We start from the raw sequence: 25,665 nt of genomic DNA, 5'->3' as shown, positions 1-25,665 counted from the left end.
TTTGGCGCGCGGATCTGCACAAAACGCCAAAGGCAATAAGGCCAATAACCAACCGGCATCTGCTAAGGGTGCCGGTTCCCATCTGCGTGCCAATAAGGGCCACGAGTCCGAGTTCGATGATTTCGAGCCCTTGGTCGAGCCCTCGGCCAACCGCGATATCGCCGGCGTGGTCATTGCCGTTTTGGCGATTGCGTCCTTTATTGCCGTGATTTCGCCGGCGACTGCGCCCGTTACGGCTGCGGTTGCCGGTTTCTACCACTTGGGCTTTGGTCTGGGCGCCTACGTGCTGCCGATCGTCATTTTGCTGTTTGCCGCCACGCTCTTTTTAGGCGAGGACTCGCCGCTCAACGTGCGCTCGGTCGCGGGCGGAGCCGTGGTCTTTATCACCGTTGTCTCCATTCTTTCGCTGATGGTGCCGGGTACGAGCGACTCGTGTGACCTTATGTTCACGCCGCAAAATCTGTCCGCCTCGGGTGGCTACATCGGTGCGTTTATTGCGAGTGCGCTGCAGAATGCCCTGGGTAAGCCTATCGCGATGGTGGTCCTGTTGGGTCTGGCCGTCGTTGGTTTTGTCATCATCGGCTTTTCGGTGGGTGGCGTGCTGCGCTCTGCTCGCGACCGCGCGGCCGATTTTGCCGAGCGCCGTCGTGCCGATGTTAACGCGAGCCCGTGGGGTGACGACGAAGCCCTGTCGGTGCCCGGCGTTGCCCGTCCGCACCTGAGCATTCTTCGTCAAAAGGGCTCCGATGCTGCCGTGACCACGGTCATGGGCAACGATGTGGACCCGGTTTTGGACGATGACGACGAGGACGAGGATCCGTTTGTCGACGTATCCGATGCCGTGGAGGCCGAGCGCGCTAAGACGACGCTGCTGCCGCGCCGTCATGTCAAGAAGGGCAAGGCCACGCCCAAGTTGAATACAAGCGAGCCCGACCCGTCTTGGTCCGATAGCGAGATTGAGCTTACCGAGGGCGATGACGAGGACGACGAGGCTCCGATTGAGACCGCAAAGACAACTTTGCTGCCGCGTCGCCATGCTAAGCGCGAACAGGTAACCGGCCAGCTTTCGATGGAAGACGACCCCGATAAGATCGACGAGTCCGAGCCGCCGTTTGCCGTGAGTCCTGTCTCGGCAACACCTCAGATTCCCGACTTCTTGAAGCATCCCAAGGTTGCCGATACGGCTGTCGCGGGCGCTGCCGAGGCGCCTACTCCTAGCGATGGGGGAGCGGTCAATGCCCCCGCGGATAACGAGGGCGAAGAAGAGGACGGCCTCAAGCTTCCGCCGCTCGAGATCCTGCACGCCAACCCGCAGTCGGCGTCCTCCGCGTCATCTGACAAGGAGCTGGAACAGACTGCCGAGTCACTGCAATCCACCTTGCTTGAGTTTGGCCGCAGTGCCCGCGTGGTCGGCTGGATCGCCGGCCCCACGGTGACGACCTTTAAGCTGCAACCTGGCGAGGGCGAGCGCGTGAGCAAGATTTCGAGCCTCGAGGACGATATCGCGCTTTCGCTCGCTGCTCAGTCGGTGCGCATCTTTGCCCCGATCCCCGGTACCTCGCTTGTGGGTATCGAGATTCCCAATCGCAAGCGCCAGAACGTCAACCTGGGCGACGTGCTTCCCTATGTGAAGGGCGGTCCGCTCGAGCTGGCCATCGGTCGAGATGCCGAGGGCACGCCGGTCGTCGCTGACCTCGCCAAGATGCCCCACCTGCTGATCGCCGGTACCACGGGTTCCGGTAAGTCGGTCATGATCAACTCCATCATCACGACTCTGCTCATGCGCGCGCTTCCCGAGGATGTTCGCCTGATCATGGTCGACCCCAAGCGCGTCGAGCTCGCGGGCTATAACGGCCTGCCGCATCTCTATGTGCCCGTGGTGACCGAGCCCAAGCAGGCCGCGAGCGCCCTGCAATGGGCCGTGTCCGAGATGGAGCGTCGCCTGAAGGTCTTCGAGCGTCTTAACGTGCGTAAGATCTCGACCTACAACGAAAAGCAGGCCGCCGGCGAGTTTGAGCATTACGACAACCCGCCCCAAAAGATGCCCTATCTGGTCATTATCATCGACGAGCTTTCGGACCTGATGATGGTCGCCGGCAAGGATGTCGAGGCCTCGATCGTTCGTATCGCCCAGCTGGGCCGTGCCGCCGGTATACACCTTATCGTGGCTACGCAGCGCCCCAGCTCCAACGTGGTGACGGGCCTCATCAAGGCCAACATCACCAACCGCATCGCCTTTAACGTCGCCACGGGCATCGACTCGCGCGTCATTATTGACCAGATGGGTGCCGAAAAGCTCACCGGTTTGGGCGACATGCTGTTCTCCAAGGTCGACTGGGGCAAGCCTCGCCGTATCCAGGGCTGCTTTGTCTCGGATGACGAAATCAACGAGATTGTCGAGTTCGTCAAGTCGCAGAGCGAGCCCGACTACCACGAGGAGATTCTGTCTGCCGTGGCGCCCGCTTCCATGTCCATGGCGGGTGGCGGCGGTATTGTCCGCACCGGAGTAGCCGAGCCGCAAGACGATGATCCGCTCATTTGGGAAGCCGCCCATATTGTGGTGGAATCGCAGCTTGGCTCCACATCTGGCCTGCAACGTCGTCTGAAGGTTGGCTATGCGCGTGCCGGGCGTATTATGGACATGCTGGAAGAAAAGGGTGTCGTCGGCCCGCCCGACGGTTCCAAGCCGCGTGAGGTCCTGTTGGACGAGGAGGGGCTTGCCGCGCTGGAATCTGTCGACGCCGAGATGGCACGTGAAGATCGTGAGTTTGGAGGATTCTGATGGCTGCACGCTTTGGTGACATGCTGCTCGAGCAGCGTCGCCGGATGGGCCTTTCCATTCAGCAGGTCGCCAACACCATCAAAATCAGGCCGCAGATCATCGAGTTTTTCGAGACCGGTAACTTTGCTTCGATGCCGCCGCGCGGCTATGCGCAGGGCATGATTTCGAGCTATGCTCGCTTTTTGGGCCTCAATCCGCGCGAGGTCGTCAATGCCTACTTTGACGACCTGATGGCATACGAACGCGAGACGTCGCAGCAGGGCGGTCGTTTTCAGGACGCCGCCGGCTACGTCAATTCGCGTTCCTCGGTCGATAACGGGCGCTTCCTGATGGTTCAGGGCGGTCGTTCAACCCGCTATGGACAGCGTCCTCAGCAGGCCGGTTATATTACTGAGACGGGTTCGGGCGAGGAGATTCGCTCACAGCGTGACCGGTTCCGCAGTACGCCGATGCCCGAGGACCGTGCACTTCCCGCTGCCCGCGGCGTGGCGCGTGACCCTCGTGCCGGCTACGGCGACGGCGGCTATTCCGATCGCGGTTACCGTGGTGCCTCTATGGGACGCTCTCGCGGTGGCTATTCGGATGCCGATACCACGCAGGTGACGCCGCGTCTTCGCTCTCAATCACAGCCGTATGGCCAGCGCTCTTCGGCTCCGCGTTCGGTCCAGCGTGGCTATCAAGGCCGCGGTGAACTTGCGCCCCGCTCGGGTCAGCACAGCCTTCAGGGCCAGGGCGGCTATCGCGGCCGTTCCGATAGCAATCGCGGTCGTATGCCTCAGGGAAGCGGCCGCAGCAGTTCCGGTCGTGGACGCGGCGGATCACGTACTCCTCAAAACAACGGGCTCGATCCGCGTATCGTCTACGCCGGCATCGGTGCCGTTGTGCTGCTGTTGATTGTGCTCATCGTGGTGCTTCTACGTGGCTGCGCATCTTCGGCGCCCGAGAACACGCCCGAGACGCCCACTGCTACCAAGATGACGACCAAGAAGTCTTCTAAGAAGACCGAAACGGTCGACGAGGACGATGACACCGATGAGGCGACGGATGAGTCGACTGATTCGGACGCTACCAAGACGACGGCCAAGAAGGAAGAGAACGAGGTCACGAAGGTCAAAGTCTCCGTTGCCAAGGGAAAGACCGCGTGGATTGAGGTCAAGGTTGACGGCAAGTCGGTCTATGGCGCCCAGGCGACTGGCCCCTTTGAGCAGGAGTACACGCCCGAGTCTTCGATCGAGATCACCACGTCCAAGCCTTCCGATGTCACCGTTACCAAGAACGGTGAAAAGGTTCGTTACGATACCAAGACCTCGGGCGTGGCGCGTGTGACGATCACCGTTCCCAAGAAGGAGACGTCTGATTCCGAGAATGGTGAAAGTTCTGATGGTACCGACACCACCGATGGTACCGATGCCACCGACGGTACCGATGCCCAGTCCACGGATGGCGCCGATACCGCAACTGACGGTCAGACACCCACCGATTCTACCGACAATTCGTACGATAGCTACTAGGCCGCTCGTACGCGAAAGGAAACATCATGGCTAAAGATTCCAGCTTCGACGTCGTGTCCGAGGTCAACATGCAAGAGGTCGACAACGCCTTCCAGCAGACCACGCGCGAGATTTCCCAGCGCTATGACCTTAAGGATTCCGGCGCCACGATCGAGCTTTCGAAGGGCGACAAGCTCTTTACGATCAACGCCCCGGCCGACTTTGTCTCCAAACAGATTGTTGACGTGCTGAGCTCCAAGCTCATCAAGCGCGGCATCGACCTCAAGGCTGTCTCGTGGGATGCTCCGCAGGCGGCATCGGGTGGCACCGTGCGCGTGCTCGGCCATATCGTCGAGGGTATCGACCAGGCGACCGCCAAGAAGATCAACAAGGACATCAAGGATCAAAAGCTCAAGGTCAAGGTGACCATCGAGGCCGACAAACTGCGTGTTTCCTCTGCTTCGAAGGACGCGTTGCAGACCGTGATTCAGTTCCTGCGCGACCAGGACTACGGCCAGCCGCTGCAGTTCACCAACTACCGCTAATATCAATCGAAAGGACCGCTCTCCAACATGGATACACCGTTGGGCTCCGTGCTCTACATCACCCTCGGGTGCGCTAAGAACGAGGTTGACACCGACCGCATGCGTTCTCTTTTGACCGCCGCGGGCTACGAGGAGGCATTCGACCCGCAGGATGCCGATATCGCCATCGTCAATACTTGCTCGTTCCTCGCCTCCGCAACGTCCGAGAGCATCGAGACCACGCTCGAGCTCGCCAACGAGGTTCAGGACGGCGTTCGTTCTTGTCCCATCGTCATGTGCGGCTGCGTGCCGTCGCGCTATGGCGATGACCTGCCTGACGAGCTGCCCGAGGTCGCTGCCTTTGTGAAGGCCGACGAGGAGGACGGCATCGTGGCGGTCATCGATGGCGTGCTGGGTGTCGAGCGTGAGATTGCAGCCTATATCCCGCAGGTCAAACGTACCGTCGAGGGTGCTGTCGCTTACGTCAAGATTTCCGATGGCTGCAACCGCTTCTGCAGCTTCTGCATGATTCCCTACATCCGCGGCCGCTATCATTCGCGCAATGCCGAGAGCATTATCTCCGAGGTGCGCGACCTGGTTTCCGGCGGTGTGCGCGAGATCGTGCTGATCGGCCAGGACACGGGCATCTGGGGTACCGACTTTGCCGACGAGGACGTCGCCGATGGCTCGCCGCGCAATCTGGCGCAGCTGCTGCGTGCCGTCGCCGAGGCCGTGCGCCCGCACAACGTCTGGGTCCGCGTGCTCTATCTGCAGCCCGAGGGCATGACTGACGAACTCATCGAGACGATTCGCGATACGCCCGAGGTGCTGCCCTATATCGATATCCCCGTGCAGCACTGCGACGCGCGCATCCTTAAGGCTATGCGCCGTTCTGGTTCGCGCCAGGAGCTCGAGGACCTGTTCCGCGATCTGCGTGAGCGTATCCCCGGCATCGTGATCCGTTCCACGGCCATGGTCGGCTTCCCGACCGAGACCGACGACGAGTTCCGCGACCTTATCGACTTTATGGACACCGTCGGCTTTGACTACACGAGCGTCTTTGCCTACTCGCAGGAGGAGGGCAGCCTGGCCGCTAAGATGGAGGGCCAGGTCGACGAAGAGGTCAAGCTCGAGCGCGCCCAGGAGGCCATGGACCTGGCCGAGTCGCTCGGTTTTGCCGCCACCGCCGCACATGTGGGCGAGCGCGCCCAGGTGATCGTCGACGGTATCGAAGAGACCGAGGATGGCGCCGAGCTGATCGGCCATGCCTGGTTCCAGGCGCCCGATTCCGATGGCGCGGTGCATCTGGACGCCAGCGAGGCGTCCGTGGGCGATATTCTGACCGTCGAGTTTACCGATAGCTTCTGCTATGAGCTTATCGGTCATGTTGTGGAGTAGGAGAGCGTCGTGGCTAACGAGAGCAATAAGGAACTGACGAGTGTCTGGACGCCCGCCAACATCGTGACGTGCGTTCGCATCGTCTTTATCCCGGTGTTCATGATCGTGTCGGCGCTTTCTCACACGAGTGTTGCCGGTACGGATTGGAGCACCTTCGACGGCCCGCTCGCCGCCGCTGCCTTCATTCTGTATGTGATCCTGTCGTGCACCGATAAGGTCGACGGTTATCTGGCGCGTTCGCGCAACGAGATCACCGACTTCGGTAAATTCTTGGACCCCATCGCCGATAAGCTGCTCGTGTTCTCGGCCCTGCTGCTGTTCTTGGATTTTGGTATGGTGACCGTGTGGTCCGTGTTCATTATCCTGTTCCGCGAGCTGCTGGTGAGCGCCCTTCGCATGGTCGCGAGTGCGGCCGGTGTGGTCGTTGCGGCCGATAAGCTCGGCAAGTACAAGACGGCAACCACGATGGTCTCCATTTGCGGTTACCTGTGCGTTTTTGCTATGGCCGGCTTGCACCTTGGCCCGGTGGCGCTGACGCTCGGCATCTACTCGGTGTCGCGCTTCCTGTACGCCGTTGCCGTTGTCCTGACCGTTATCTCGGGCGCCCAGTACTTCTGGAACTGCCGCAAGATCGTCTTTTCGGTCTAGGTCCTAGTGGGTATGACGGACTCTTTTGAGCAGATTTCCGCACATAACGAGGAGCTGGCGCGTGATATTGTCGAGCGCGCGAGCGCTCGGGGCGTGACGGTTTCGACGGCTGAGTCGCTGACGGCGGGTATGATCGCCTCGACGATTGCCGATATCCCGGGCGCCTCGGCGGTGCTGCGTGGCGGTGCGGTGACCTATTGCGATGAGATTAAGCATCGTGTTCTTGGTGTTGAGCAGGAGACGCTCGACCGCTATACCGCGGTGTCGCATCAGACCGCGCGCGAGATGGCGGTGGGTTCGCTGGAGCTGTACCAGAGCGATATTGCAGTGAGCGCAACGGGTTATGCCGGCCCCGGCGGTGGCACTGAGGACGATCCGGCGGGCACTTTCTATATTGGCTGGGCGCATCGTTCCGCCGATGGGGGCGTGCCGGTCGTGGACTCTGTGCGCTGCCACTATGAGGGCGACCGTTCGTGTGTTCGTGCCCATGCGGTCACGGAGGCATTGGGTCGCATTGCCCTTGTGCTCAACTCTATGGAATAGACGTGTTTTAAGGGGCCTCCGAGCCCCTTAATTGTGGAGATAGGGACCTTAGGCTCATTTGGCGTTTGTGCTGGTTGTAGATGTATTTTTGCCTGCCTTGTTCATATTTGGTCCTTTGTGGTCAAGCATTTGGTCAGTGTTTGGTCGGCGTTTGGTTGGGTTTTGGAAAGACCGCCTGCATATGATTGGCCTGAACGGTTGACCACGAACAGCCGTTCGTTTATTATCGATGCAGGTTGTTAAGAGGAGGGCTATTCATGGCCAAGAATTCAGGTCCCGTACGTACCGTTCATGCTCGCACGACGGGTAAAGAGCGCGATGAGATGATCGCCACCACCAAGGCCGAGATCGAGAAGAAATTCGGCCAGGGTTCCATCATGAGGTACGGCGACGGTGGTCCCGAGCTCGAGGTCGAGGCCATTCCCACGGGCGCCCTGGCCCTCGATGCCGCGCTGGGTATCGGCGGCGTGCCGCGCGGCCGTATCGTCGAGATTTACGGTCCTGAGTCCTCCGGTAAGACGACGCTTTCGCTCGAGATCCTGGCCGAGGCCCAGGCAATGGGTGGCGTTGTGGCATTTATCGATGCCGAGCACGCGCTTGATCCCACGTATGCCGCGCGCATCGGCGTGGATATCGACGAGGTGCTCATTTCCCAGCCCGATACGGGCGAGCAGGCGCTTGAGATTGTTGACATGCTCGTGCGTTCCGGCGCCATCGATGCCATCGTCGTCGACTCCGTCGCCGCGCTGACCCCGCGTGCCGAGATCGAGGGAGAAATCGGCGATACTACGGTCGGTCTTCAGGCTCGCCTAATGAGTCAGGCGCTCCGCAAGCTCGCCGGCTCGCTGTCCAAGTCCAACACGACGTGCATCTTCATTAACCAGCTGCGTGAGAAGATCGGCGTCATGTTCGGCAACCCCGAGACTACGACGGGCGGCCGCGCCCTTAAGTTCTTCTCTTCGGTGCGTATCGACATTCGCCGTATCGACAGCATTAAGCTTAAGGACGAGGTTATCGGTAACCGCGTGCGCGCCAAGGTCGTTAAGAACAAGGTGGCAGCTCCGTTCCGTTCTGCTGAGTTCGACATCATGTACGGTACGGGCATCTCTAAGGAGGGCTCAATTCTGGACATGGCTGTCGAGTGCGGCATCTGCAAGAAGATGGGCTCCTGGTTTGCCTATGGCGAGGACAAGCTTGGCAACGGTCGAGAGGCCGCCAAGGCTTTCCTGCGCGAACACCCCGATTGCGCCGACGAGATTGAGCATAAGGTCCGCCTTGCCTGCGGACTTGAGTTTGATGACGATGCTCCGTCCGAGGTCGAGCTGACCGATCAGCCTGCGCCTGAGGAGTTTGACGAGCTTTACGCCATCGATGGTTCCGCCATGCTCGATGATGACGACGAGTAGCGGTTACGCTCATGTCGTATACGGTGACCGAGGCCACGGCCTTCTTTCCCGATAAGAAGGCGGCTTCCTCGTTCTCGAGCGGGTATGCGTCCAAAAAGCCTTGCGCACATATCGATTGTGAGCTTGAGGGCGGTTTTGAGCGGTCCATTTGGATTCCCGTGCGGGTCGCGCGGCTGTATGTCAAAAACCGCCCCGATCTTCCCTGTGATTGGGACAACTTTCGTGAGGCGGTGCAGCTCATCGAGGGTAAATGTGCACTTACCATGGTGACCGAGATGCTATCGCGCCGCGACCATGCGACGGGTGAGGTCCGTGACAAGCTGGCTCGCTACGGCTTTCACCAGCCCGCGATCGATTTCGCCGTCGAGCGCGCCACAGAGTATCACTTTTTAGACGAGAACCGCTTTTGCTCGTACTTTATCGAGGAGCGCAAGCGGCGCGGTTGGGGACAGCGCAAAATCGAGACCGAGCTCAAGCGCCGTCATGTCGTGCTCGATGACATTCCCGGTTATCCCGAGGATTATTTTGCCGTCGAAGACGATTTGGCGCGTGCGTCAGCCCTGCTCGCCAAGCGGCGTGTTCCAGAGACGCGCGGATTCGAAAAACTGGTTCGGTTTTTGATGGGCAAGGGCTTCTCGTATCACATCGCCGCCGATGCCGTTAAGGCACGTCTCGATGCCGAACGCGAGAAATGTGCGGTTTAGGCGTATGCGCTTTGTGGCCCTGCCGTTCACCGCGTTTTAGCCGCCGTGCCGGGGCCATTTATTTGACAGTTGTTGTGGTTCAACGTACGATAAACACTGTCATTTGCTTTGTGATATGTGCTCATCTGTGATGAGTTTGTTTATATGTTTATCTGTATCCGACCCGCATAAGCTGCGCCCATATTACTCAAATGTCGCGAGCCGTTCGTAAGGACGGTTCGCTTTGTTGTGTAACGAATCCATAAAAAGGAGTGAGCATGCCTATCATCGCAGCGCTCGTCGGCATCGTTTTGGGTGCCATCGCCGCCATTGCCTACATGCGCACCGCCAAGCAGGGTAGTCTTCACGAGGCCGACGAAAAGATTCAGTCGGCACACGCGCAGGCTGAGTCCCTGATCGGTGATGCTAAGCGTCAGGCCGAGACCCTCAAAAAAGAGGCTCTGCTCGAGGCTAAAGAGGAGATCATCAAGAACAAGCAGGCCGCCGAGGCCGAGGACAAGCAGCGTAAGAGCGAGATTCGTACGCTCGAGAACCGTGTGATGCAGCGCGAGGAGTCCCTCGATCGCCGAAACGACGCTCTCGACAAGCGTGAGCACCAGCTGTCCAGCCAGGCCGGTCAGGTCGAGAAACGCTCCCGCGAGCTTGAGGAGCTCTGCGCCAAGCAGACCTCCGAGCTCGAGCGTATCGCCGACCTGACCCGCGAGGATGCCCACAAGGAGCTCCTCGATAAGGTTCGCGGCGAGGTCACCCACGAGGCCGCCACGATCATTCGCGAGTCCGAGCAGCAGGTTCGCGCCGAGTGCCACAAGACCGCCCAGGAGATTCTGTCCCTGGCGATTCAGCGCTGCGCTGCCGACCACACAGCCGAGGTCACCGTTACCTCCGTGCACATTCCCTCTGATGACCTCAAGGGCCGTATCATCGGTCGCGAGGGTCGCAACATCCGGACCTTCGAGCAGGTTTCCGGCGTCAACCTCGTGATTGACGACACGCCCGAGACCGTCGTTCTTTCGAGCTTCGACCCGGTCCGTCGTGAGACCGCCCGTGTTGCCCTCGAGAACCTCATCGCCGACGGCCGCATTCACCCCGCCCGCATCGAGGAGATGTATCACAAGGCTGCCGACCTGGTTCAGCAGCGCGTGCGCGAGGCTGGCGAGCAGGCTGCCTTCGATACCGGCATTCACGACCTGCACCCCGAGATCGTCAAGACCCTTGGTGCCCTGCGCTACCGTACCTCGTTTGGTCAGAACGTGCTTCAGCACTCCCTCGAAGTCTCTGACCTGTGCGGCGTGATGGCTTCCGAGCTTGGCCTGGACGTTGTGACCGCCAAGCGCGCCGGCCTGCTGCACGACCTGGGCAAGGCAATTGACCACGACGTCGAGGGTCCGCATGCCGTCATCGGCGCCGAGCTTGCCCGCCGTTATGGCGAGAAGCCCGTTATCGTTCATGCTATCGAGGCTCACCATGCCGATGTCGACCCTAACACGGTGCTCGATGTCCTGGTACAGGCCGCTGATGCTGTCTCTGCTTCTCGCCCCGGTGCCCGTCGCGAGTCTGCCGAGAACTACATCAAGCGTCTCGAGAAGCTCGAGGAGATCGCCAACTCCCATGAAGGCGTCGAGCGTACCTATGCCATGCAGGCTGGTCGCGAGGTACACGTCATGGTTCAGCCGGACAAGATCTCCGATGCCCAGTCCACGGTCCTGGCTCACGATATCGCCCATCAGATCGAGGAAGAGATGGAGTATCCCGGTCAGGTGCGCGTCGTCGTGATTCGCGAGAGCCGCGCTGTCGATATCGCTAAATAACATGAGCGACGCGAACGAGCTCATCTCATTTATCGCGTCGATGTCGGGGGAGGGCAACCTTCGCGTCGAGGAGAACCTTGGCGAGGGGTATGTCCGCCTCCGCGTTTCGGAGGCCGAGCGGCGCCAGGCAAAGCACGACATTCAGCATGTCGAGGATATCGTCATCGAAATGCTCCGTAATGCTCGCGATGCTGGTGCCGACAAGGTCTATCTCGCCACGACCAAGGAAGATGGCGTCCGCACGCTTGTCTTTCTGGATAACGGTTCGGGCGTTCCACAGGATATGCAAGAGCGAATCTTCGATGCCCGCGTTACCTCCAAGCTCGAGAGCATGAAGATGGACCGTTGGGGCGTTCACGGTCGTGGCATGGCATTGTTTTCGATCAAGCAGAACACTGACGAGGCCCGTGTGGTCACGTCTGGTGTCGACCTTGGCTCGGCCTTTAAGGTGAGCGTTGCGGCCGACCGCCTCAGTGAGCGTGCCGATCAGTCCAGCTGGCCCCAGGCCGTCAGGGATGAGGACGGACGTTATGTCTGTGCTCGCGGCCCGCATAATATTATTCGCGCTGCTTGTGAGTTTGCGCTCGAGGAGTTGTGTGGTTGCGATGTCTATCTTGGTTCTCCGTCTGAGATTGCCGCGACCCTTTATGCTCAGGCGTCAAGTCGGCTCGATACGTCGCGTCTCCTGTTCATTGATGACGAGAGTGAGCTTCCGGTTGTCGATCGTTTAGGCCTTGCCTCTGATGCCGAGGACTTTATCCGTATCTGTTCGGGTTTGGGTCTTGAGATGTCCGAGCGCACTGCTCATCGCATTTTGGCAGGGCAGATTAAGCCCGTTCGCGGTGTGACCGCGCGTCTGCTGCGCGAGCGTGATTCGTCCTCGCATGCGCCGGCTCCTGTCGATCTTGCGAAGGATCGTCGCGGGCTACGTATTGCCAAGGATGACATGGCACAGTTTTCGCGTGCTGTGGAGCGTGACTTTAATGACCTTGCCGCCCGGTACTATCTCAACCTTTGTGGCGACCCAAAGATTCGTGTTTCGCGTGATCGAATCACTGTGACCTTCGATCTTGCCAAAGAGGAATAGTGCCTTTACCGAGTCCACTCGGTACGATACAGTTATTGCAGTTAAAACGTACTTTTAAACGCAGGAGTTTCTTCATGGATTGCCTGAAGGTATCAAGCAAATCATCGCCCGCGTCCGTTGCCGGCGCCATCGCCGGCATGGTCAAGGATGGTGTACCCGTCAACATCCAGTGTGTCGGCGCTGGTGCTGTCAACCAGGCCATTAAGGCCGTGGCTATCGCGCGCGGTTTTTTGATTCCAACCGGTTTTGATATTTCCTGCGCGCCCGTGTTCTCCGACATCCTCATTAACGGGGAGTCGCGCACGGCCATTCGCCTTTCTATCTACGTTCACCAGATCAATCGAGCTGCTATGGATAACGTCGTCATGGATGATGTTAAGCCTGTGGCATAGCTTCTGCTTGCCTCGATTCGCCCCCCCTCTCCATCGTTAGGACTTATGCACATGGACCAGCGTTCCGTACGCGATATTCTTGCCGGTAAAACCTACTTTATCCGCACCTTTGGCTGCCAGATGAATCAGCACGACTCCGAGCGCGTGAGCGGTCTGCTCGATTCGTATGGTTGCCTCATGGCGCTCGATCCCGAGCATGCCGATATTGTTGTCTTCATGACATGCTGCGTGCGCGAGGCCGCCGATACTCGCCTGTACGGCCAGTGCAATTCCTGTAAAAGCCTGCCGCCTTCGCCTTCGGGCAAGCGTGTGGTTGCCGTTGGTGGTTGCATCGCGCAGCGCGATGGCGAGGGCCTGCTCACCAACGTCGATAACGTCAATGTCATCTTTGGTACGCATTCCATCGCACATGTGGCAGAGCTCATTGCCGAGGCGTTCCTTGATGGCAAGCGTCATATCCGCACCAATGAGCATGAGGATACGGATGCCATGAGCATGCCGTGGCATCGCGAGACCCAGTATCACGCCTGGGTGCCCATTATGACGGGCTGCAATAATTTCTGTACCTATTGCATCGTGCCGTACGTGCGCGGTCGCGAAAAGAGCCGCCCCTTCGAGGAAATTGTCGACGAGGTGACCGGTTTGGTGCGCCAGGGCGTGCGCGAGATTACGCTGCTGGGCCAAAACGTTAACTCATATGGTCGCGATCTGTTTGGCAAGCCGCGTTTTGCCGATCTGCTGCGTGCCGTGGGTGATACGGGTGTGGAGCGCATCTTCTTTACCTCTTCTCATCCTAAGGATCTGCTGCCCGAGACCATCGACGCCATGGCCGAGACGCCCGCCGTCATGCCGCAGCTTCACTTGGCCGTTCAGTCGGGCTCCACGCGTATCCTCAAAGAGATGAATCGCCGTTATACACGCGAGGACTATCTGGGCCTGGTCGATCGCATTCGCAACCGCATGCCCGATATCGCGCTCTCGACCGATATTATCGTTGGCTTCCCGGGCGAGACTGAAGAGGACTTTGAGCAGACGCTCTCACTTGCCGAGACGGTCCGCTATGCTCAGGCCTATACCTTCATCTATTCCAAGCGCGCCGGTACCCCGGCCGCAGAGATTGACGATCCTACGCCGCATGAGGTTATTCTCGAGCGTTTCAACCGCCTGGTTAAGGTTATCGAGACTACGGCACACGAGTATAACCAGGGTGAGCTTCATACTGTGGTGCCGGCGCTCATTGAGGGAACGAGTAAAAAGAACGACGCGGTCCTGCTGGGCAAGAGTCCCAAGAATCAGACCGTGCATGCGCCTATCCCCGAGGGTTACAGCATCGATCAGCTTGTTGGCAAGATCGTTGATGTTGACGTTGACGTTGCCAAGACCTGGTATTTGTCCGGCTCCGTTGTGGGCGAGCCGCGCTAATGGTTTCTCCCAGGGCAGGACTTTCCGCCGTTGCGATCGTCGGTCCGACGGCGGTTGGTAAGAGTGATGTTGCCGACCGTTTGGCAGCTCGTCTTTCGTCCGAAGTGCTGTCGTGCGATGCGATGCAAATCTATCACGGCATGGACATCGGTACCGCAAAGATGGCGCCCGATGAGTGTACGGTGCCGCTGCGTCTCGTCGACATTGTAGAGCCGGGTGTGGCATATTCTGCTGCGCTTTATCAGGCTGACGCTCGCGCGCATGTTGAACGTCTCCTTGGTTCGGGTTGCCTGCCGGTTTTTTGCGGAGGTACGGGGCTGTATCTCAAGGCCGCCCTCGATGAGATGGACTTTCCCTCGGGTGAACTTGAGGACGATCGTCGTATGGGCTATCAGGAGCTTGCCGAGCGTATTGGCGAGGAAGAGCTGCATGCCCTGCTTGCCGAGCGCGACCCAGAATCGGCTGCTGTTATTCATCCCCATAATGTGCGCCGTGTGATTCGTGCGCTCGAGATGCATGATGATGGTATTTCCTATGCACAGCAAAAAAGTCAGTTTAGTGTTCCGCGCGAGCATTATCATGCTCTATGGTTTGGTCTGACGCGTAATCGCGAGGTGCTCTACGAGCGCATTAACCTGCGCGTCGATCTGATGTTTGAGCAGGGTCTTGTCGATGAGGTTCGCGGTCTTATGGACCAGGGGCTGGGAGATGCCCTGACTTCGATGCAGGCAATTGGCTATAAAGAGATCATTGATGCTTTCAATGGCGTGATTTCTATGGATGAGGCTCGCGAACTCATCAAGATGCGTTCGCGTCGCTATGCCAAACGTCAGCTTTCGTGGTTTAAGCGCGATGACCGTATCGTGTGGTTTGATATGGACGAGTTTACGATCGATGAGGTCGTTGAGGACATCCTGCATCGTATTGAGGCTGCCTAATGGCCCGTTTCCCCCTTGTTCCCACGGCACCCGAGCCCGAGCGTGCCATATTAGTTGGTGTTGAGTGGCGCGACAATGCATGGCCGCTCGATCGCTCGCTTGATGAGCTGGAGCGTCTTACCCACACGGCTGGTGCCCAGTGCGTGGCACGCTTGTCACAGCGTTTGGTAAAGCCGTATCCTAAATCGTTTATCGGTTCCGGTAAGGTTGAAGAGCTGTGCGGCCTGGTGCATCGCATGGATGCCGATGTCGTTATTTTTGACGACGACCTGACGCCCTCGCAGCAATCCTATTTGGAGAAAGCCGTGGGCGAGCCGGTAAAGATTATCGATCGTACGGCACTGATCTTGGATATTTTTGGCCTGCATGCTCAGACGCGTGAGGGACGCCTACAGGTACAGCTGGCACAGCTTCAATATCTGTTGCCTCGTCTGCGTGGCATGTGGAGCCATCTCGCCAAGGAACAGACGCGCGGCGGCATCGGCTCACGCTTTGGTCAGGGCGAAAGTCAGCTCGAGGTCGACCGTCGCCTCATTCGTAATAAGATCGCTGCGCTTCGTCGTGAGCTCAAGCAGGTTGAACAGCGTCGCGATGTTCAATCCAAGAGCCGCATTGAGTCACCGGCGTTTCGCGTCGCGTTAGCCGGTTATACCAATGCGGGTAAATCGTCGTTGCTCAATCGTCTGACCGGATCTACGGTGCTTTCGCAGGACAAGCTGTTTGCTACGCTCGACCCGACGACGCGTTCGTATCGCCTGCCCGGCGGTCGTGGCATGACGATTACCGATACTGTTGGCTTTATTCAAAAGCTACCGCATGGTCTCGTTGATGCCTTTAAGTCCACGCTGTCTGAGGTTCTTGGTGCCGATCTGATCCTTAAAGTTGTGGATGCCTCTGACGAGGACTACGAGCGCCAGCTCGAGGCAGTCGATCGCGTTCTTGACGAGATCGGTGCCGGCGAGCGTTTGACGCTTACGGTGTTCAATAAAATCGATCTTCTCGATAGCGTTGATCGATTGAGTTTCCGTCGTCGCTATCCCGAGGCCGTGCTGTTCTCGGCCCAGACGGGCGAGGGACTCGACGATCTCGTCGACCGTATTGCTCGCGAGGCGGCTGCCACCGATGTGTTGCTCTCCGCTGAAATCCCGTATCGCGAGGGCGCCCTCATCACGCTGGTGCATGAACAGGGAACCCTTTTGCACGAGGAATATCTTGAGGGCGGCGTTCGTATTGTTGCGAAGCTGCCGGCTCGTATCGCGCCGCGGCTCAAGCGTTATCGCACCGAGTAGACGAGCTCCAAAAAGCCCAGAATAATGGGCTGATGCAGTAGATAAAAGGGGAGTGCGTGACGTCCAAGGCTGGCGAGCTCCGGGATGGGATTGGCGTAGGCCCAGCTAGGGACGGTCTTATCGATTCCCTTCGCTATGTGTGCGGCGAAGTATCCTGCAAGATACATAAAGAAAAACGGGATGATGGGGTAGTAATCACCTGAGACAAACCCAGGGCTCGGAAATCCCAGCCACGCCAGGTAGGGGACAGGGTAGATCGTTTTGGGGATGCTCCAGGTGAGGGCAAACAACAAAAGGCATAGGGACATGCCCCATCTCGCCGATATCTTCTTAAGGACGGGATCGGTCAACGCCACGATGCCGGTACATGCGGCCATGCAGTAGATGATGCCAAAATTAACAGAATCGTCAACTGAGACAAGTGTTGTTGCCAACCAGACGACGAGTGCTGCTAAGGCGTATTTGGCGGCACGTTTGATATTGTTGCGCGAAAGGGTGCACATCCAACCCGCGATAAACAAAAATACCCAGCTGATGCTGGCGCGCCAGATGTCTTGAAAGACAGTCTGGGTAAACCAGGGCATATCCCAGTCGTACAGGTAGGCAAGATCGTAGCAAGCGTGAAAACCTGCCATTGAAATCATCGTAAGCCCGCGGACGGTATCAAAGATGGTGATGCGTTTTTGCATTACGAGAACCGGCGCATCAAGCCGACGACTTTGCCCAAGATAACGGGATTCGTTGCATAGATAGGCTCCATGGTGTCATTCTCAGGCTGCAGGCGTACGCGTCCCTGCTCCTTGTAGAACGTCTTGACGGTCGCTGAACCATCAATCATAGCCACGACAATTTCGCCGTTCATGGCACTCTTTTGTTCACGGACGATGATGTAATCGCCATTGAAGATACCGACATTGATCATTGAGCTCCCATGCACCTCAAGGATAAAGGAACCCTGATCAGTGGCGATTTCGGTCGGGATAGTAAATGTGTCTTCGATATTCTGCTCGGCCAGAATGGGAATCCCAGCCGCGACGCGACCAACGAGCGGTAGTGAGACCGTTCCGCGAGGTGCGGTGGTCTCGTCAGATTTAGAAATTGAGACAGAGGAACCGTCCTCGTTAAAGAGTTCCAGAGCGCGCGGTTTGGTGGCATCGCGCTTGAGTAGCCCGCGCGCCTCCAGGGCAGATAGATGGGCGTGCACGGTGCTGGGGGAGGAAAGGCCCACGGCAGAAGCCATCTCGCGCACGCTGGGCGGATAACCCTTCTCCTGCTGATATTCCTTGATGAAGTCGTAAATTTGCTGCTGACGCTTGGTAATTTTGCGAGCCATCAGGGCATCCTCTCTACCCATGTCAAACAAATGTTCGAATTTTGCTTGACAGGAACAACTGTTCGAAGATAATAATAACCGAACATTCGTTCTCGCGCTAGACATTTTTGTCCGCGCGGCTTGATAAAACTGTTCTCAGCAAAACACGCGAGAGGAGAACATGATGAACGCAACGAATATGGTCCAGGGAAACCTCGCCCTTAAGCTCGAGACGTCTGCAGAATACACTTTTACGGTTGTTCAGGGTGGCTGCTCCGGCTTTCAGCCTTTGACCGTAAAGCCTGCTCGCAATCAGCAGGCTGTAGCCGCGCCGGGCCGCGTTGCCCTGAAGGTTCCGACGATTGTCGCCGTTGCCGTTGCGCTTACGCTCTTCTTTGTCCTCGCTACGTCGGTCTTTAGCGCTCGTCACGCCGCGTATGCCGAGTCCGTTTCCAACGTTACCTATGAGACCATTCGCGTTCAGTCTGGTGATTCTCTTTGGTCGCTTGCCGAGGAATATCCAATCGAAGGCCTTTCCACGCAAGAGACTTCCGACATGATCCGTAACGTCAATCATCTGGAGCATGGTTCGCTCGCCGCCGGTGCGCATCTTAAGGTTCCTGCTCGTTCGTAATCATTATCGCGCTGCGCATGGTACCCTTGTTATCGTTTAAGAGGAGGTACCATGCGCTGTCCCAAATGCGGCAAGGCACATACCCGCGTCGTTGATTCCCGTATGCAGGAGTCAAATAACACCATTAAGCGTCGCCGCGAATGTTGCTCGTGTAACTATCGCTTTACAACGTTCGAACGATGCGAAGACCCAATCGAGGTCATTAAGTCGGACGGAACCAAGCAGCGGTTCGATCGCAATAAGCTGCTCGTCGGCTTGATGCGCGCCACTATCAAGCGCGATATCGACACTAAGAAGCTCAATGAGATTATCGATGACATCGAGGTCGAGCTGCGCTCTCGCACGCTGACGGCCGTTACGTCCCATGAGTTGGGTGACATGGTACTCAAGCGCTTGGCCAAGATCGACAAGGTGGCGTACATCCGCTTTGCCTCGGTCTACCGCGATTTCAAAGACGTCGATGAGTTTCTGCAAGAGCTCGACAAGCTAAGGTGATTCCATGTCCAACATTACCGTCAACATAAAGCGTCTCGACCCCACCGTCGAGCTTCCCAAATACGCCCATCCCACCGATGCCGGCTTGGATTTGCGCTCCAACGAGGACTGCATTCTGAAGCCCTTCGAACGCCGTCTGGTCTCTACTGGGCTGGCCATCGCCCTGCCCGATGGCTACGCCGGCTTCGTCCAGCCCCGAAGCGGTTTGGCCATCAAGCAGGGCCTGTCTATAGTCAATACGCCGGGCCTCATCGACGCCCACTACCGAGGAGAACTCAAGGTTATCCTCATCAACCTGGATCCCTCCAACAACATCCAAATCAACAAAGGCGACCGCATAGCCCAACTCGTCATCCAAGAAGTCCCCACGGTCAACCTCATAGAAGTAGAAGAACTAGACGAAACCGACCGAGGCAACGGAGGCTTCGGCTCCAGCGGCGTCGCCTAGGGGCGCTCGTATCCCTCCCGCCCGGGGCTTACCTATATCATTCCATGCTCAAACATTCTCGCGTCGCTTCGCTCGCTGCGAAACTGCGCGTGGAACGATATAGGTAAGCCCCGGGCGGGCGGCTACTCGCTTGAAACAATATTTACTTTTCTAGTAAGCCGATGCGACAAAGGGGCTGTCCCTTTGTCGCATCGGCTTACTGTATTTATATTTACCTGTTTTACCTTTGCAGGTTCTAATGGAGGGGATACCGAAGTAGCTGCTAGTAAGTAAACGCAGCCGCTCTGCCGGAGCCGCCCTTATATCGTTCCACGCGCAGTTTCGCAGCGAAGCGAGAATGTTTGAGCATGGAATGATATAAGGGCGGCTCCGGCAGAGCGGCGGACATTCGACTAGCGGATATGCGCGGGCTTTCCTCCCCAGTAGAAGCGGCAGAAGGCTCGTTTACGTTTTTGGGGCTTACCTGCAAGCTCCATGGTGGCGATGGCGATGTCCTCGGCTGCGTGTGGACGGCGCAGGACTTCGCCATTGATGAGCAGTGCCTTGAGCGACTCCGGATGATCGTGGAGATGGCGCAACGTCACGATGAGTTCTCGTGCGGTGGTGACATGCATGCTGGCACCCATGCCGGTGAGCATCGTGGTGTTTGCCTTTTCCTGGCCATAGGACTTGCCCAGCAGGATCATCGGCAGATGCGCGCACAGGCACTCGGTGACGGTGAGTCCGCCCGATTTGAGAATTGCCAGGTCGCAGCCGTGCATGAGGGCCGCCATGTCGTCCACGTAGTCTAGAACCGTGACGTTTTCGAGCTTCATGGCGTCGAAGAGCGTCTTGAGTCGGGTGGCGTATTCTTTATCCTTGCCCGGTAAAAAGACAAAGTGCATGTCCTCAAAGCTGCGTAAGAAGGGGAGCGTGTGGTCCATCGCGGCGCGGAAACGCACGTATGGTTGGGGTAAACTGGCACCGGCCATCACCAATACGACGGTTTTGTCTATGGGGAGATTGAACTTGCTGAGCTCATCTTCGCGTTTGTAATCTGAATCGAAACCGGCTCGGATGGGGATGCCCGTTATGCGGATCTTTGACTCGGGAACCTTGCGCGGGCGCAGCGTTTCGGCCATAAACTCGTTGGCTACACAGAATAGGTCGGTGTCCTTGTGGGGCCAAAAGCCTTCGACTTCGTAATCGGTCGGCACACAGATGACCGGGTAATCGATACCCGTAATTACGCGGGCGCCCACGGCAACATTGGCTGCTGTGATGTGCGTTGCGACCACGGCTATAGGCCTGCGGCGACGAATATATTCGTTGAAGGCGGGGAACATAATACGCGACCATGCCGTGCCGCCACCCCAGAGAAGATGTCCCGTAAGCGTATATCGCCAGGTCAGGTCGTAAATGGGGCGTGTGGCTCCCGTAAAAGAAGCCGCGGTCTTATTGCCGTCGAATTTAATACGTCCAAAATCAAGGATATCGAGCACTTCAATTTCAATATCCTCAGGGATTCCCTTGGTGCCGCGGATAAGTTCAAATGCTTGTGCAATCGCGTTGGCGGCGGCTTTGTGGCCCGATCCAACCGATGCGTGCACAATGGTTACTAGGGGTTTTTGTGCAGGTGAAACGGTCATTTGCTCCGGTTGGGGAGTGGCTTGCATGGGCAGGGGAGCGCTATTGCTCATCTGCGTTTGATCCATCGATAACTCCCCTTCAGCTTTGTTACGCGATTTATCATTGTAGTGCATGAGTGTCATGTTCACGTAAATTTGGGTATGAGCGCAAAGAACGCCAATCTTTCGACAGGAGGTCTCTTCATGACTACCCATCAGCCGATCGATGTTGCGATTATCGGTGGCGGCCCTGCGGGCTATGCTGCGGCCATTTATGCGGCGCGCTCCAACCTAACGACGACCGTGATTGAACAGGGCATGTCGGGAGGGCAGATCGCCACGACCAATGAAGTCGAGAACTATCCGGGCATTCCGCTCTTGAGTGGCGCCGAACTCGGTGAGCGTTTTCAGCAGCATGCAGAGGGCCTGGGAGCACAGGTTACATGGAGCATGGTTACGGGTATCGATTACGATGCCGATGCAGCGCTGTTTACGGTGCATCACGATTTGGGCGATACGTCGGCCTCGAGCGTTATCGCTTGCATGGGTGCCACGCCGCGATCTGCTGGTTTTGTTGGCGAGGATGCGTATCGCGGTCGCGGCGTTTCGTATTGCGCGACGTGCGACGGCATGTTCTTTCGCGGCAAGCAGGTTTTTGTCATCGGCGGCGGCAATGCTGCCTGCGAGGAAGCTCTGTTCTTGTCAGAAATCGCCAGCAGCGTGACCATCGTTTTGCGCCGCGATCAGTTCCGTGCCCCCGATGGTGTGGTTCAAAAAGTTCTTGCAAAAGATAATATTTCAGTTAGGTACCAAACTAGTATTGTCGAGCTCTCGGGCGAAGCCATGCCAACGACGATTACCTTTAAGGACAATGCATCCGGGGAAACTCACACCGAGTCATTTGTCCCTGGCTCGTTTGGTATCTTTGTCTTTACCGGAACGCAGCCCCATTCCGAGCTCGTTGAGCATCTAGTCGATCTGGCGCCGGACGGCGGTATTGTTACTGATGATTCCATGGCGACCCGCACGCCAGGTCTATTTGCCGCTGGCGACATCCGTTCCAAGCGTTTACGCCAGGTTGTGACTGCCGTTTCTGATGGAGCCATAGCGGCAACGAGCGTATACGCGTTTCTCCGTGGATAAGTACGATAATATATCTTATGTAAGGTTGCTATCTTTAAAACAAAGTGGTTGGACGGTGCATCAATGTGCTGTCCAACCACTTTTACTTGCCGGCTATATGGTATGCAAAACTAGATAACCTAGAATACAATATAGCTAATGAACGGAGGATCCTTATGAACCACGCCAAACGCGTTATCCCGATGTCCGATACATCGGTCAGCATTAAGCCTGAGGATATTCAGCCCACTGTGCTGCCCGATGCATTTATTCAGTCCGATATCGTGCGCAAACTTAATACGTTGAGTCTGCTGCGCTATAACCAGTTGCCCAATGTGACGCTCTACCGCGACCAGGTTATTGAGTATGTTGCGCTGTGGATGGAGCCGCTGTCCATTTGCGTTGAGCAGCCTGTCATTACGCCATCGATGATCAATAACTACGTGAAGGTCGGCCTGGTGCCTGCTCCGGTCAAAAAGCAATATGGCCGCGAGCAGATTGCCCGCCTGATCGCTATCTGCATCTTTAAGCAGGTGCTACCTATTGCTGCGGTGCAGGCACTCTTTAACATTCAGCGTTTGAGCTACGATGCCCCGACGGCCTTTGATTATGTGGTCGATCAGCTCGAGGCATCGATTCGTTCGGCGTTTTCCGTCGAGCAGACGCCGGTTCCCGATACGGCGCATCAGGTAACGCGTGAGTCGCTGCTTGTGCGCAGCGCGGTTTCATCCTTTGTTTCGAAGGCTTACTTGATGAGCTATCTCAAGTTCAACGGGTTTAATAGCTAGCCGACGTATAAAACGGGCGGGACAAAGAGCCATCTGTCGCTTTGTCCCGCCCGTTTTTTTGCGGCTTGGACTTTATTTGCCCGAAGCTACGCCCATGCCGTAGCCGATGATCAGGCCGTGCATCTCGGCGTAATAGGAATCCAGGCCGTTGCAGGGCATGATGATGGTCTTGGAGCAGGGCCAATGTTCGACTATGCGATCAGTAAGCGCCTGGGCTCCAGCTTCGTTCTCAACGTGATCGATGATGACCTCACCGCCCGTAAAGCCCTCGGCTTCCATAGTGTCGATGATCTTGTTGAGCATCTTCTTTTCGCCACGCGTGTGCCCGACGAGTTCGATTTTACCGGCCTCACTCGCCGTGCCCAAAATGCGGATATTGAGCTTGTTGGCAATGACGCCGGCTGCCTTAGGGATACGTCCGGCTTTGGCGAGGTTTTCGTAATTGCACAAACTGAAGAGGATTTTGCTGTTCTGTTCAAGGCTATCGAAGTATGCGCAAGCATCCTCGAATGAGACATTCGGATTGCTTGCAAGATAGCGGTCGAACAGCAAGAAAATGAGGTCCATTTTGCCGCCAGCTGCGCGTGAATTGACTAGATGAATCTGTCGGTCGGGCTCCTCGGCAAGAACCATATCGCGAGCCGTGGCTGCCGCGTTGTAGCTGCCCGACACGCCCTCAGAGATCGGCATGCAGATGGTCTTGTCTGCCAATTTGAAGAGCTCGGCCCACTCCCCCACGCTGGGACAAGCGCTCGAAGAGGCATTCGTCTCCGCCTGAACAGCGCAGTTGAGCTCATGAACATCGAGCGAAAGGTCATCGACGAATTCACGCTCCCCCACTCGAATTTTGAGGGGAGCAAATGCAAAGGTGGTATGGGGTGCGATCGGTTGCCAATCGCGGAGGTTGCAGCTTGAATCGGAGATAAGTGCCCAGCTCATAGAGGGTCCTTTCTAAATGTTTCTCATATATTATAGCCATCTTGCTTACCTATGAAACGTGCATCTAGTATTGAAAACTAGCTCATTGGGATCATGTATGGAGCACGGTCCTAAATAAATGAACCTCGCAGCCCAAAGACCACGAGGTTCACATTCGTTTGCTATACAGAGTGACTTAGTAGCGCACGAAAATGTAGTTGTTGTTCATGCCGGCTGCGACAGAGCTGATGATAACGCCCGTGTTGTAGTCGGAAGCATGGATCATCTGGCCGCCACCAATATAGATGCCGGTGTGGTAAGAGTTGACCACAACGTCACCCGGCTGAGGATCGGAAACGCGCGTCCAACCCATAAACGTGCCGGTGGTGCCCAAACGGCAGTAGCGACCGGTGAGGCAGTAGCTCACAAAGCCGGAGCAGTCAAAGCTGTCCGGGCCAATGCCGCCCCAGGAATAAGCACAACCAAGCTTGCTGTAGGCGCGCAAAACAACACTGCCGCCGTCAACGGACTGGCTCGGCGCCGAAGGGGTTGGAGCCGGAGCCGGAGCCGGAGCGGGCTGCGGCGTAGGGGCAGGAGCGGGCGTGGGAGTGGGGGCAGGCGTGTTGCCGCCGTCATTGGTCGTACCGCCACCTTTGTTAGTGTTCTCAGTCGTGCCAGTGGTCTCGGTGCTCACCGTGGCCTTCTCGGCGGTGCTGGCGTTAATGCCGGCCTGCAGTGCTGCGTTGGCCTCGGCCTCGGCGGCAAGCTCGGCCTGCAATTGGGAGTCCAGAGAGCTCACAACATTCTGAGCCTCGGCCTGCTGAGCATTGAGCTCGTCAACCTTCTTTTGTGTGGCGGCGACGTTCTTCTCCTGCTCGGCCTGCTTGTCGGTGAGCTCCTGCTTAAGCTCCTTGACATCTTGGATGGTCTGGGCCTGCTTGTCGGAAACCTTGCCGTAGTAGAACAGGCGGTTGAGCATGTCGCCCAGATCGTCGACGCCCGTCAGAACCTGGAGCAGGCTCAGACCGCCGGTCTTGTACTCACCGGCAACGTAGTTAGAGAGCTTGACCTGACCATCGGCGATCTCCTGCTGCTTTTGCGTGATCTCACCGGCGGTCTGGTCGAGTGCTTGCGTCTGAGTGGCGAGCTCGTCGTAGATCTGCTGGGTTTGCGTGCCAATCTGCTCGAGCTTGGTACGAGCAGCGGCAAGGTCGGATGCGGTATCGGCATAGGTAGGAGCCGCGAGGCCCAGGCCCAAAACACAAGCGAGGGTTGCCGTAGCAGCGCAGCGTGCCATGTTTTTGTGCGTGTTTGCTGTGCGCATGTAGCTTCCTTTCCAGTAACTAAGGGTAACGGCTAGTCCACCGTCACCAGGCTAAAGAGCTCCACATCGTCATCAGACGGCGTGAGCTTCTCGCGCGGGTTGAGAAACGCAAGCTCAAGGATACAACCGTAACCGATAAGCTTTGCGCCCATATCTCGCACCAGTTTACCTGTTGCCTCGACGGTTCCGCCCGTCGCGACCAAGTCGTCCAGAATCAACACGGTATCTTTAGAGCTGATAGCGTCGGCGTGGATCTCAATTGAATCGGTGCCGTACTCGAGCTCGTAGCTCTGGCTCACGGTCTCGCGCGGCAGCTTTCCCGGTTTACGTGCGGGAACAAAGCCGGCGCCAAGGGCTACAGCCACCGGTACGCCAACCATAAAGCCGCGAGCCTCGGGACCCACGACCTTGGTGATTCCCATGCCGGCAAAGTGCTCGGCGAGGGCATCGGTCATGGCTTTGAGCGCCTCGGGATTGCCAAAGAGCGGCGTGATGTCTTTAAAGATGACTCCGGGCTCGGGATAGTCGGGGATGTCGACGATTTGAGATTCGAAGTCGTACATTGCATGACCTTTCAATGGGTTGT

General features: G+C 57.4%; 25 protein-coding genes. 19 read left to right on the top strand and 6 right to left on the bottom strand.

Annotation, left to right across the window (positions count from 1 at the left end):
• The first annotated feature begins 1 nt into the window (after window position 1).
• From NBH09_RS05475 to hflX, 14 genes are all read left to right on the top strand, one after another.
• On the top strand, window positions 2–2,782 hold the full coding sequence (locus tag NBH09_RS05475; protein WP_230320369.1) for an FtsK/SpoIIIE family DNA translocase: 2,781 nt from the start codon (window positions 2–4) through the stop codon (window positions 2,780–2,782).
• The gene (locus NBH09_RS05470) at window positions 2,782–4,293 is read left to right on the top strand and encodes a helix-turn-helix domain-containing protein (protein WP_250787294.1); all 1,512 of its coding nucleotides are present in this window, start codon (window positions 2,782–2,784) and stop codon (window positions 4,291–4,293) included. The genes NBH09_RS05475 and NBH09_RS05470 overlap by 1 nt, the downstream gene beginning before the upstream one ends.
• A 26-nt stretch (window positions 4,294–4,319) precedes the next feature.
• Complete coding sequence (locus NBH09_RS05465; RefSeq protein ID WP_006235971.1) at window positions 4,320–4,817, top strand: YajQ family cyclic di-GMP-binding protein; 498 nt, start codon at window positions 4,320–4,322, stop codon at window positions 4,815–4,817.
• Window positions 4,818–4,844: 27 nt separating this feature from the next.
• Window positions 4,845–6,194 carry a 30S ribosomal protein S12 methylthiotransferase RimO gene (gene rimO, locus NBH09_RS05460; RefSeq protein WP_138112638.1) on the top strand — a complete coding sequence of 450 codons (1,350 nt, stop codon included), beginning with the start codon at window positions 4,845–4,847 and terminating at the stop codon, window positions 6,192–6,194.
• Window positions 6,195–6,293: 99 nt separating this feature from the next.
• Complete coding sequence (pgsA, locus tag NBH09_RS05455; RefSeq protein WP_229028279.1) at window positions 6,294–6,842, top strand: CDP-diacylglycerol--glycerol-3-phosphate 3-phosphatidyltransferase; 549 nt, start codon at window positions 6,294–6,296, stop codon at window positions 6,840–6,842.
• Between the two features lie 12 nt (window positions 6,843–6,854).
• Window positions 6,855–7,385 carry a CinA family protein gene (locus tag NBH09_RS05450; RefSeq protein WP_055309901.1) on the top strand — a complete coding sequence of 177 codons (531 nt, stop codon included), beginning with the start codon at window positions 6,855–6,857 and terminating at the stop codon, window positions 7,383–7,385.
• 257 nt (window positions 7,386–7,642) lie between these two features.
• Complete coding sequence (gene recA / locus NBH09_RS05445) at window positions 7,643–8,791, top strand: recombinase RecA (RefSeq protein WP_022094695.1); 1,149 nt, start codon at window positions 7,643–7,645, stop codon at window positions 8,789–8,791.
• 11 nt (window positions 8,792–8,802) lie between these two features.
• On the top strand, window positions 8,803–9,495 hold the full coding sequence (locus NBH09_RS05440; protein ID WP_138112634.1) for a regulatory protein RecX: 693 nt from the start codon (window positions 8,803–8,805) through the stop codon (window positions 9,493–9,495).
• A gap of 257 nt (window positions 9,496–9,752) precedes the next feature.
• The gene (gene rny / locus NBH09_RS05435; RefSeq protein ID WP_117770339.1) at window positions 9,753–11,303 is read left to right on the top strand and encodes a ribonuclease Y; all 1,551 of its coding nucleotides are present in this window, start codon (window positions 9,753–9,755) and stop codon (window positions 11,301–11,303) included.
• A 1-nt stretch (window position 11,304) separates the two neighbouring features.
• The gene (locus NBH09_RS05430) at window positions 11,305–12,390 is read left to right on the top strand and encodes an ATP-binding protein (RefSeq protein ID WP_138112632.1); all 1,086 of its coding nucleotides are present in this window, start codon (window positions 11,305–11,307) and stop codon (window positions 12,388–12,390) included.
• A gap of 74 nt (window positions 12,391–12,464) precedes the next feature.
• Window positions 12,465–12,782 carry a stage V sporulation protein S gene (locus NBH09_RS05425; protein ID WP_006235982.1) on the top strand — a complete coding sequence of 106 codons (318 nt, stop codon included), beginning with the start codon at window positions 12,465–12,467 and terminating at the stop codon, window positions 12,780–12,782.
• Window positions 12,783–12,833: 51 nt separating this feature from the next.
• Window positions 12,834–14,204: a tRNA (N6-isopentenyl adenosine(37)-C2)-methylthiotransferase MiaB gene (gene miaB, locus NBH09_RS05420; protein ID WP_055285164.1), complete on the top strand. Its 1,371-nt coding sequence runs from the start codon at window positions 12,834–12,836 to the stop codon at window positions 14,202–14,204.
• Entirely contained in the window at window positions 14,204–15,142 is a 939-nt protein-coding gene (miaA, locus tag NBH09_RS05415) for a tRNA (adenosine(37)-N6)-dimethylallyltransferase MiaA (protein ID WP_138112628.1), read from the top strand. Before miaB ends, miaA begins: the two co-directional genes overlap by 1 nt.
• A complete protein-coding gene (gene hflX, locus NBH09_RS05410; protein ID WP_138112625.1) occupies window positions 15,142–16,431 on the top strand; it encodes a GTPase HflX in 1,290 nt (429 codons plus the stop codon). The genes miaA and hflX overlap by 1 nt, the downstream gene beginning before the upstream one ends.
• On the opposite strand, the gene NBH09_RS05405 is transcribed toward hflX, so the two are convergent.
• Complete coding sequence (locus NBH09_RS05405; protein ID WP_138112623.1) at window positions 16,416–17,120, bottom strand: heparan-alpha-glucosaminide N-acetyltransferase; 705 nt, start codon at window positions 17,118–17,120, stop codon at window positions 16,416–16,418. The two genes, hflX and NBH09_RS05405, sit on opposite strands and share 16 nt — an antisense overlap.
• Window positions 17,120–17,764, bottom strand: coding sequence for a transcriptional repressor LexA (gene lexA / locus NBH09_RS05400; protein WP_138374200.1), 645 nt, complete (start codon window positions 17,762–17,764; stop codon window positions 17,120–17,122). Before lexA ends, NBH09_RS05405 begins: the two co-directional genes overlap by 1 nt.
• 163 nt (window positions 17,765–17,927) lie before the next feature.
• Here lexA and NBH09_RS05395 point away from each other — a divergent pair, with 163 nt between their 5' ends.
• The 3 genes from NBH09_RS05395 to dut are packed head-to-tail and all read left to right on the top strand — an operon-like array spanning window position 17,928 to window position 19,320.
• Window positions 17,928–18,377, top strand: a complete 450-nt coding sequence (locus NBH09_RS05395) for a LysM peptidoglycan-binding domain-containing protein (protein ID WP_161144708.1) — start codon at window positions 17,928–17,930, stop codon at window positions 18,375–18,377.
• A gap of 51 nt (window positions 18,378–18,428) precedes the next feature.
• Entirely contained in the window at window positions 18,429–18,872 is a 444-nt protein-coding gene (gene nrdR / locus NBH09_RS05390; RefSeq protein ID WP_022093781.1) for a transcriptional regulator NrdR, read from the top strand.
• Between the two features lie 4 nt (window positions 18,873–18,876).
• Window positions 18,877–19,320, top strand: a complete 444-nt coding sequence (gene dut / locus NBH09_RS05385; protein ID WP_138112619.1) for a dUTP diphosphatase — start codon at window positions 18,877–18,879, stop codon at window positions 19,318–19,320.
• A 392-nt stretch (window positions 19,321–19,712) separates the two neighbouring features.
• On the opposite strand, the gene NBH09_RS05380 is transcribed toward dut, so the two are convergent.
• Window positions 19,713–21,014: an MGDG synthase family glycosyltransferase gene (locus NBH09_RS05380; protein ID WP_230320388.1), complete on the bottom strand. Its 1,302-nt coding sequence runs from the start codon at window positions 21,012–21,014 to the stop codon at window positions 19,713–19,715.
• A 117-nt stretch (window positions 21,015–21,131) separates the two neighbouring features.
• Here NBH09_RS05380 and NBH09_RS05375 point away from each other — a divergent pair, with 117 nt between their 5' ends.
• Together NBH09_RS05375 and NBH09_RS05370 are read left to right on the top strand one after the other, a co-directional pair.
• Entirely contained in the window at window positions 21,132–22,070 is a 939-nt protein-coding gene (locus NBH09_RS05375) for an NAD(P)/FAD-dependent oxidoreductase (RefSeq protein ID WP_138112617.1), read from the top strand.
• Between the two features lie 155 nt (window positions 22,071–22,225).
• Complete coding sequence (locus NBH09_RS05370) at window positions 22,226–22,837, top strand: DUF1836 domain-containing protein (protein WP_195625232.1); 612 nt, start codon at window positions 22,226–22,228, stop codon at window positions 22,835–22,837.
• Between the two features lie 72 nt (window positions 22,838–22,909).
• On the opposite strand, the gene NBH09_RS05365 is transcribed toward NBH09_RS05370, so the two are convergent.
• The 3 genes from NBH09_RS05365 to NBH09_RS05355 form a co-directional block, all read right to left on the bottom strand.
• Complete coding sequence (locus tag NBH09_RS05365) at window positions 22,910–23,776, bottom strand: DegV family protein (protein WP_138112615.1); 867 nt, start codon at window positions 23,774–23,776, stop codon at window positions 22,910–22,912.
• Window positions 23,777–23,951: 175 nt separating this feature from the next.
• Window positions 23,952–25,079, bottom strand: a complete 1,128-nt coding sequence (locus tag NBH09_RS05360) for a C40 family peptidase (RefSeq protein ID WP_250787293.1) — start codon at window positions 25,077–25,079, stop codon at window positions 23,952–23,954.
• Window positions 25,080–25,111: 32 nt separating this feature from the next.
• Window positions 25,112–25,642 (bottom strand): adenine phosphoribosyltransferase, encoded by a 531-nt coding sequence (locus NBH09_RS05355; RefSeq protein ID WP_117800106.1) that lies wholly within the window; start codon window positions 25,640–25,642, stop codon window positions 25,112–25,114.
• Window positions 25,643–25,665 lie beyond the last annotated feature (23 nt).

The organism is Collinsella sp. BG-O-102 (genome assembly GCF_023656745.1).
GTDB lineage: Bacteria > Actinomycetota > Coriobacteriia > Coriobacteriales > Coriobacteriaceae > Collinsella.
Note: the sequence above shows the minus strand (reverse complement) of the source record. Positions and strands in the feature narration are given on the sequence as shown.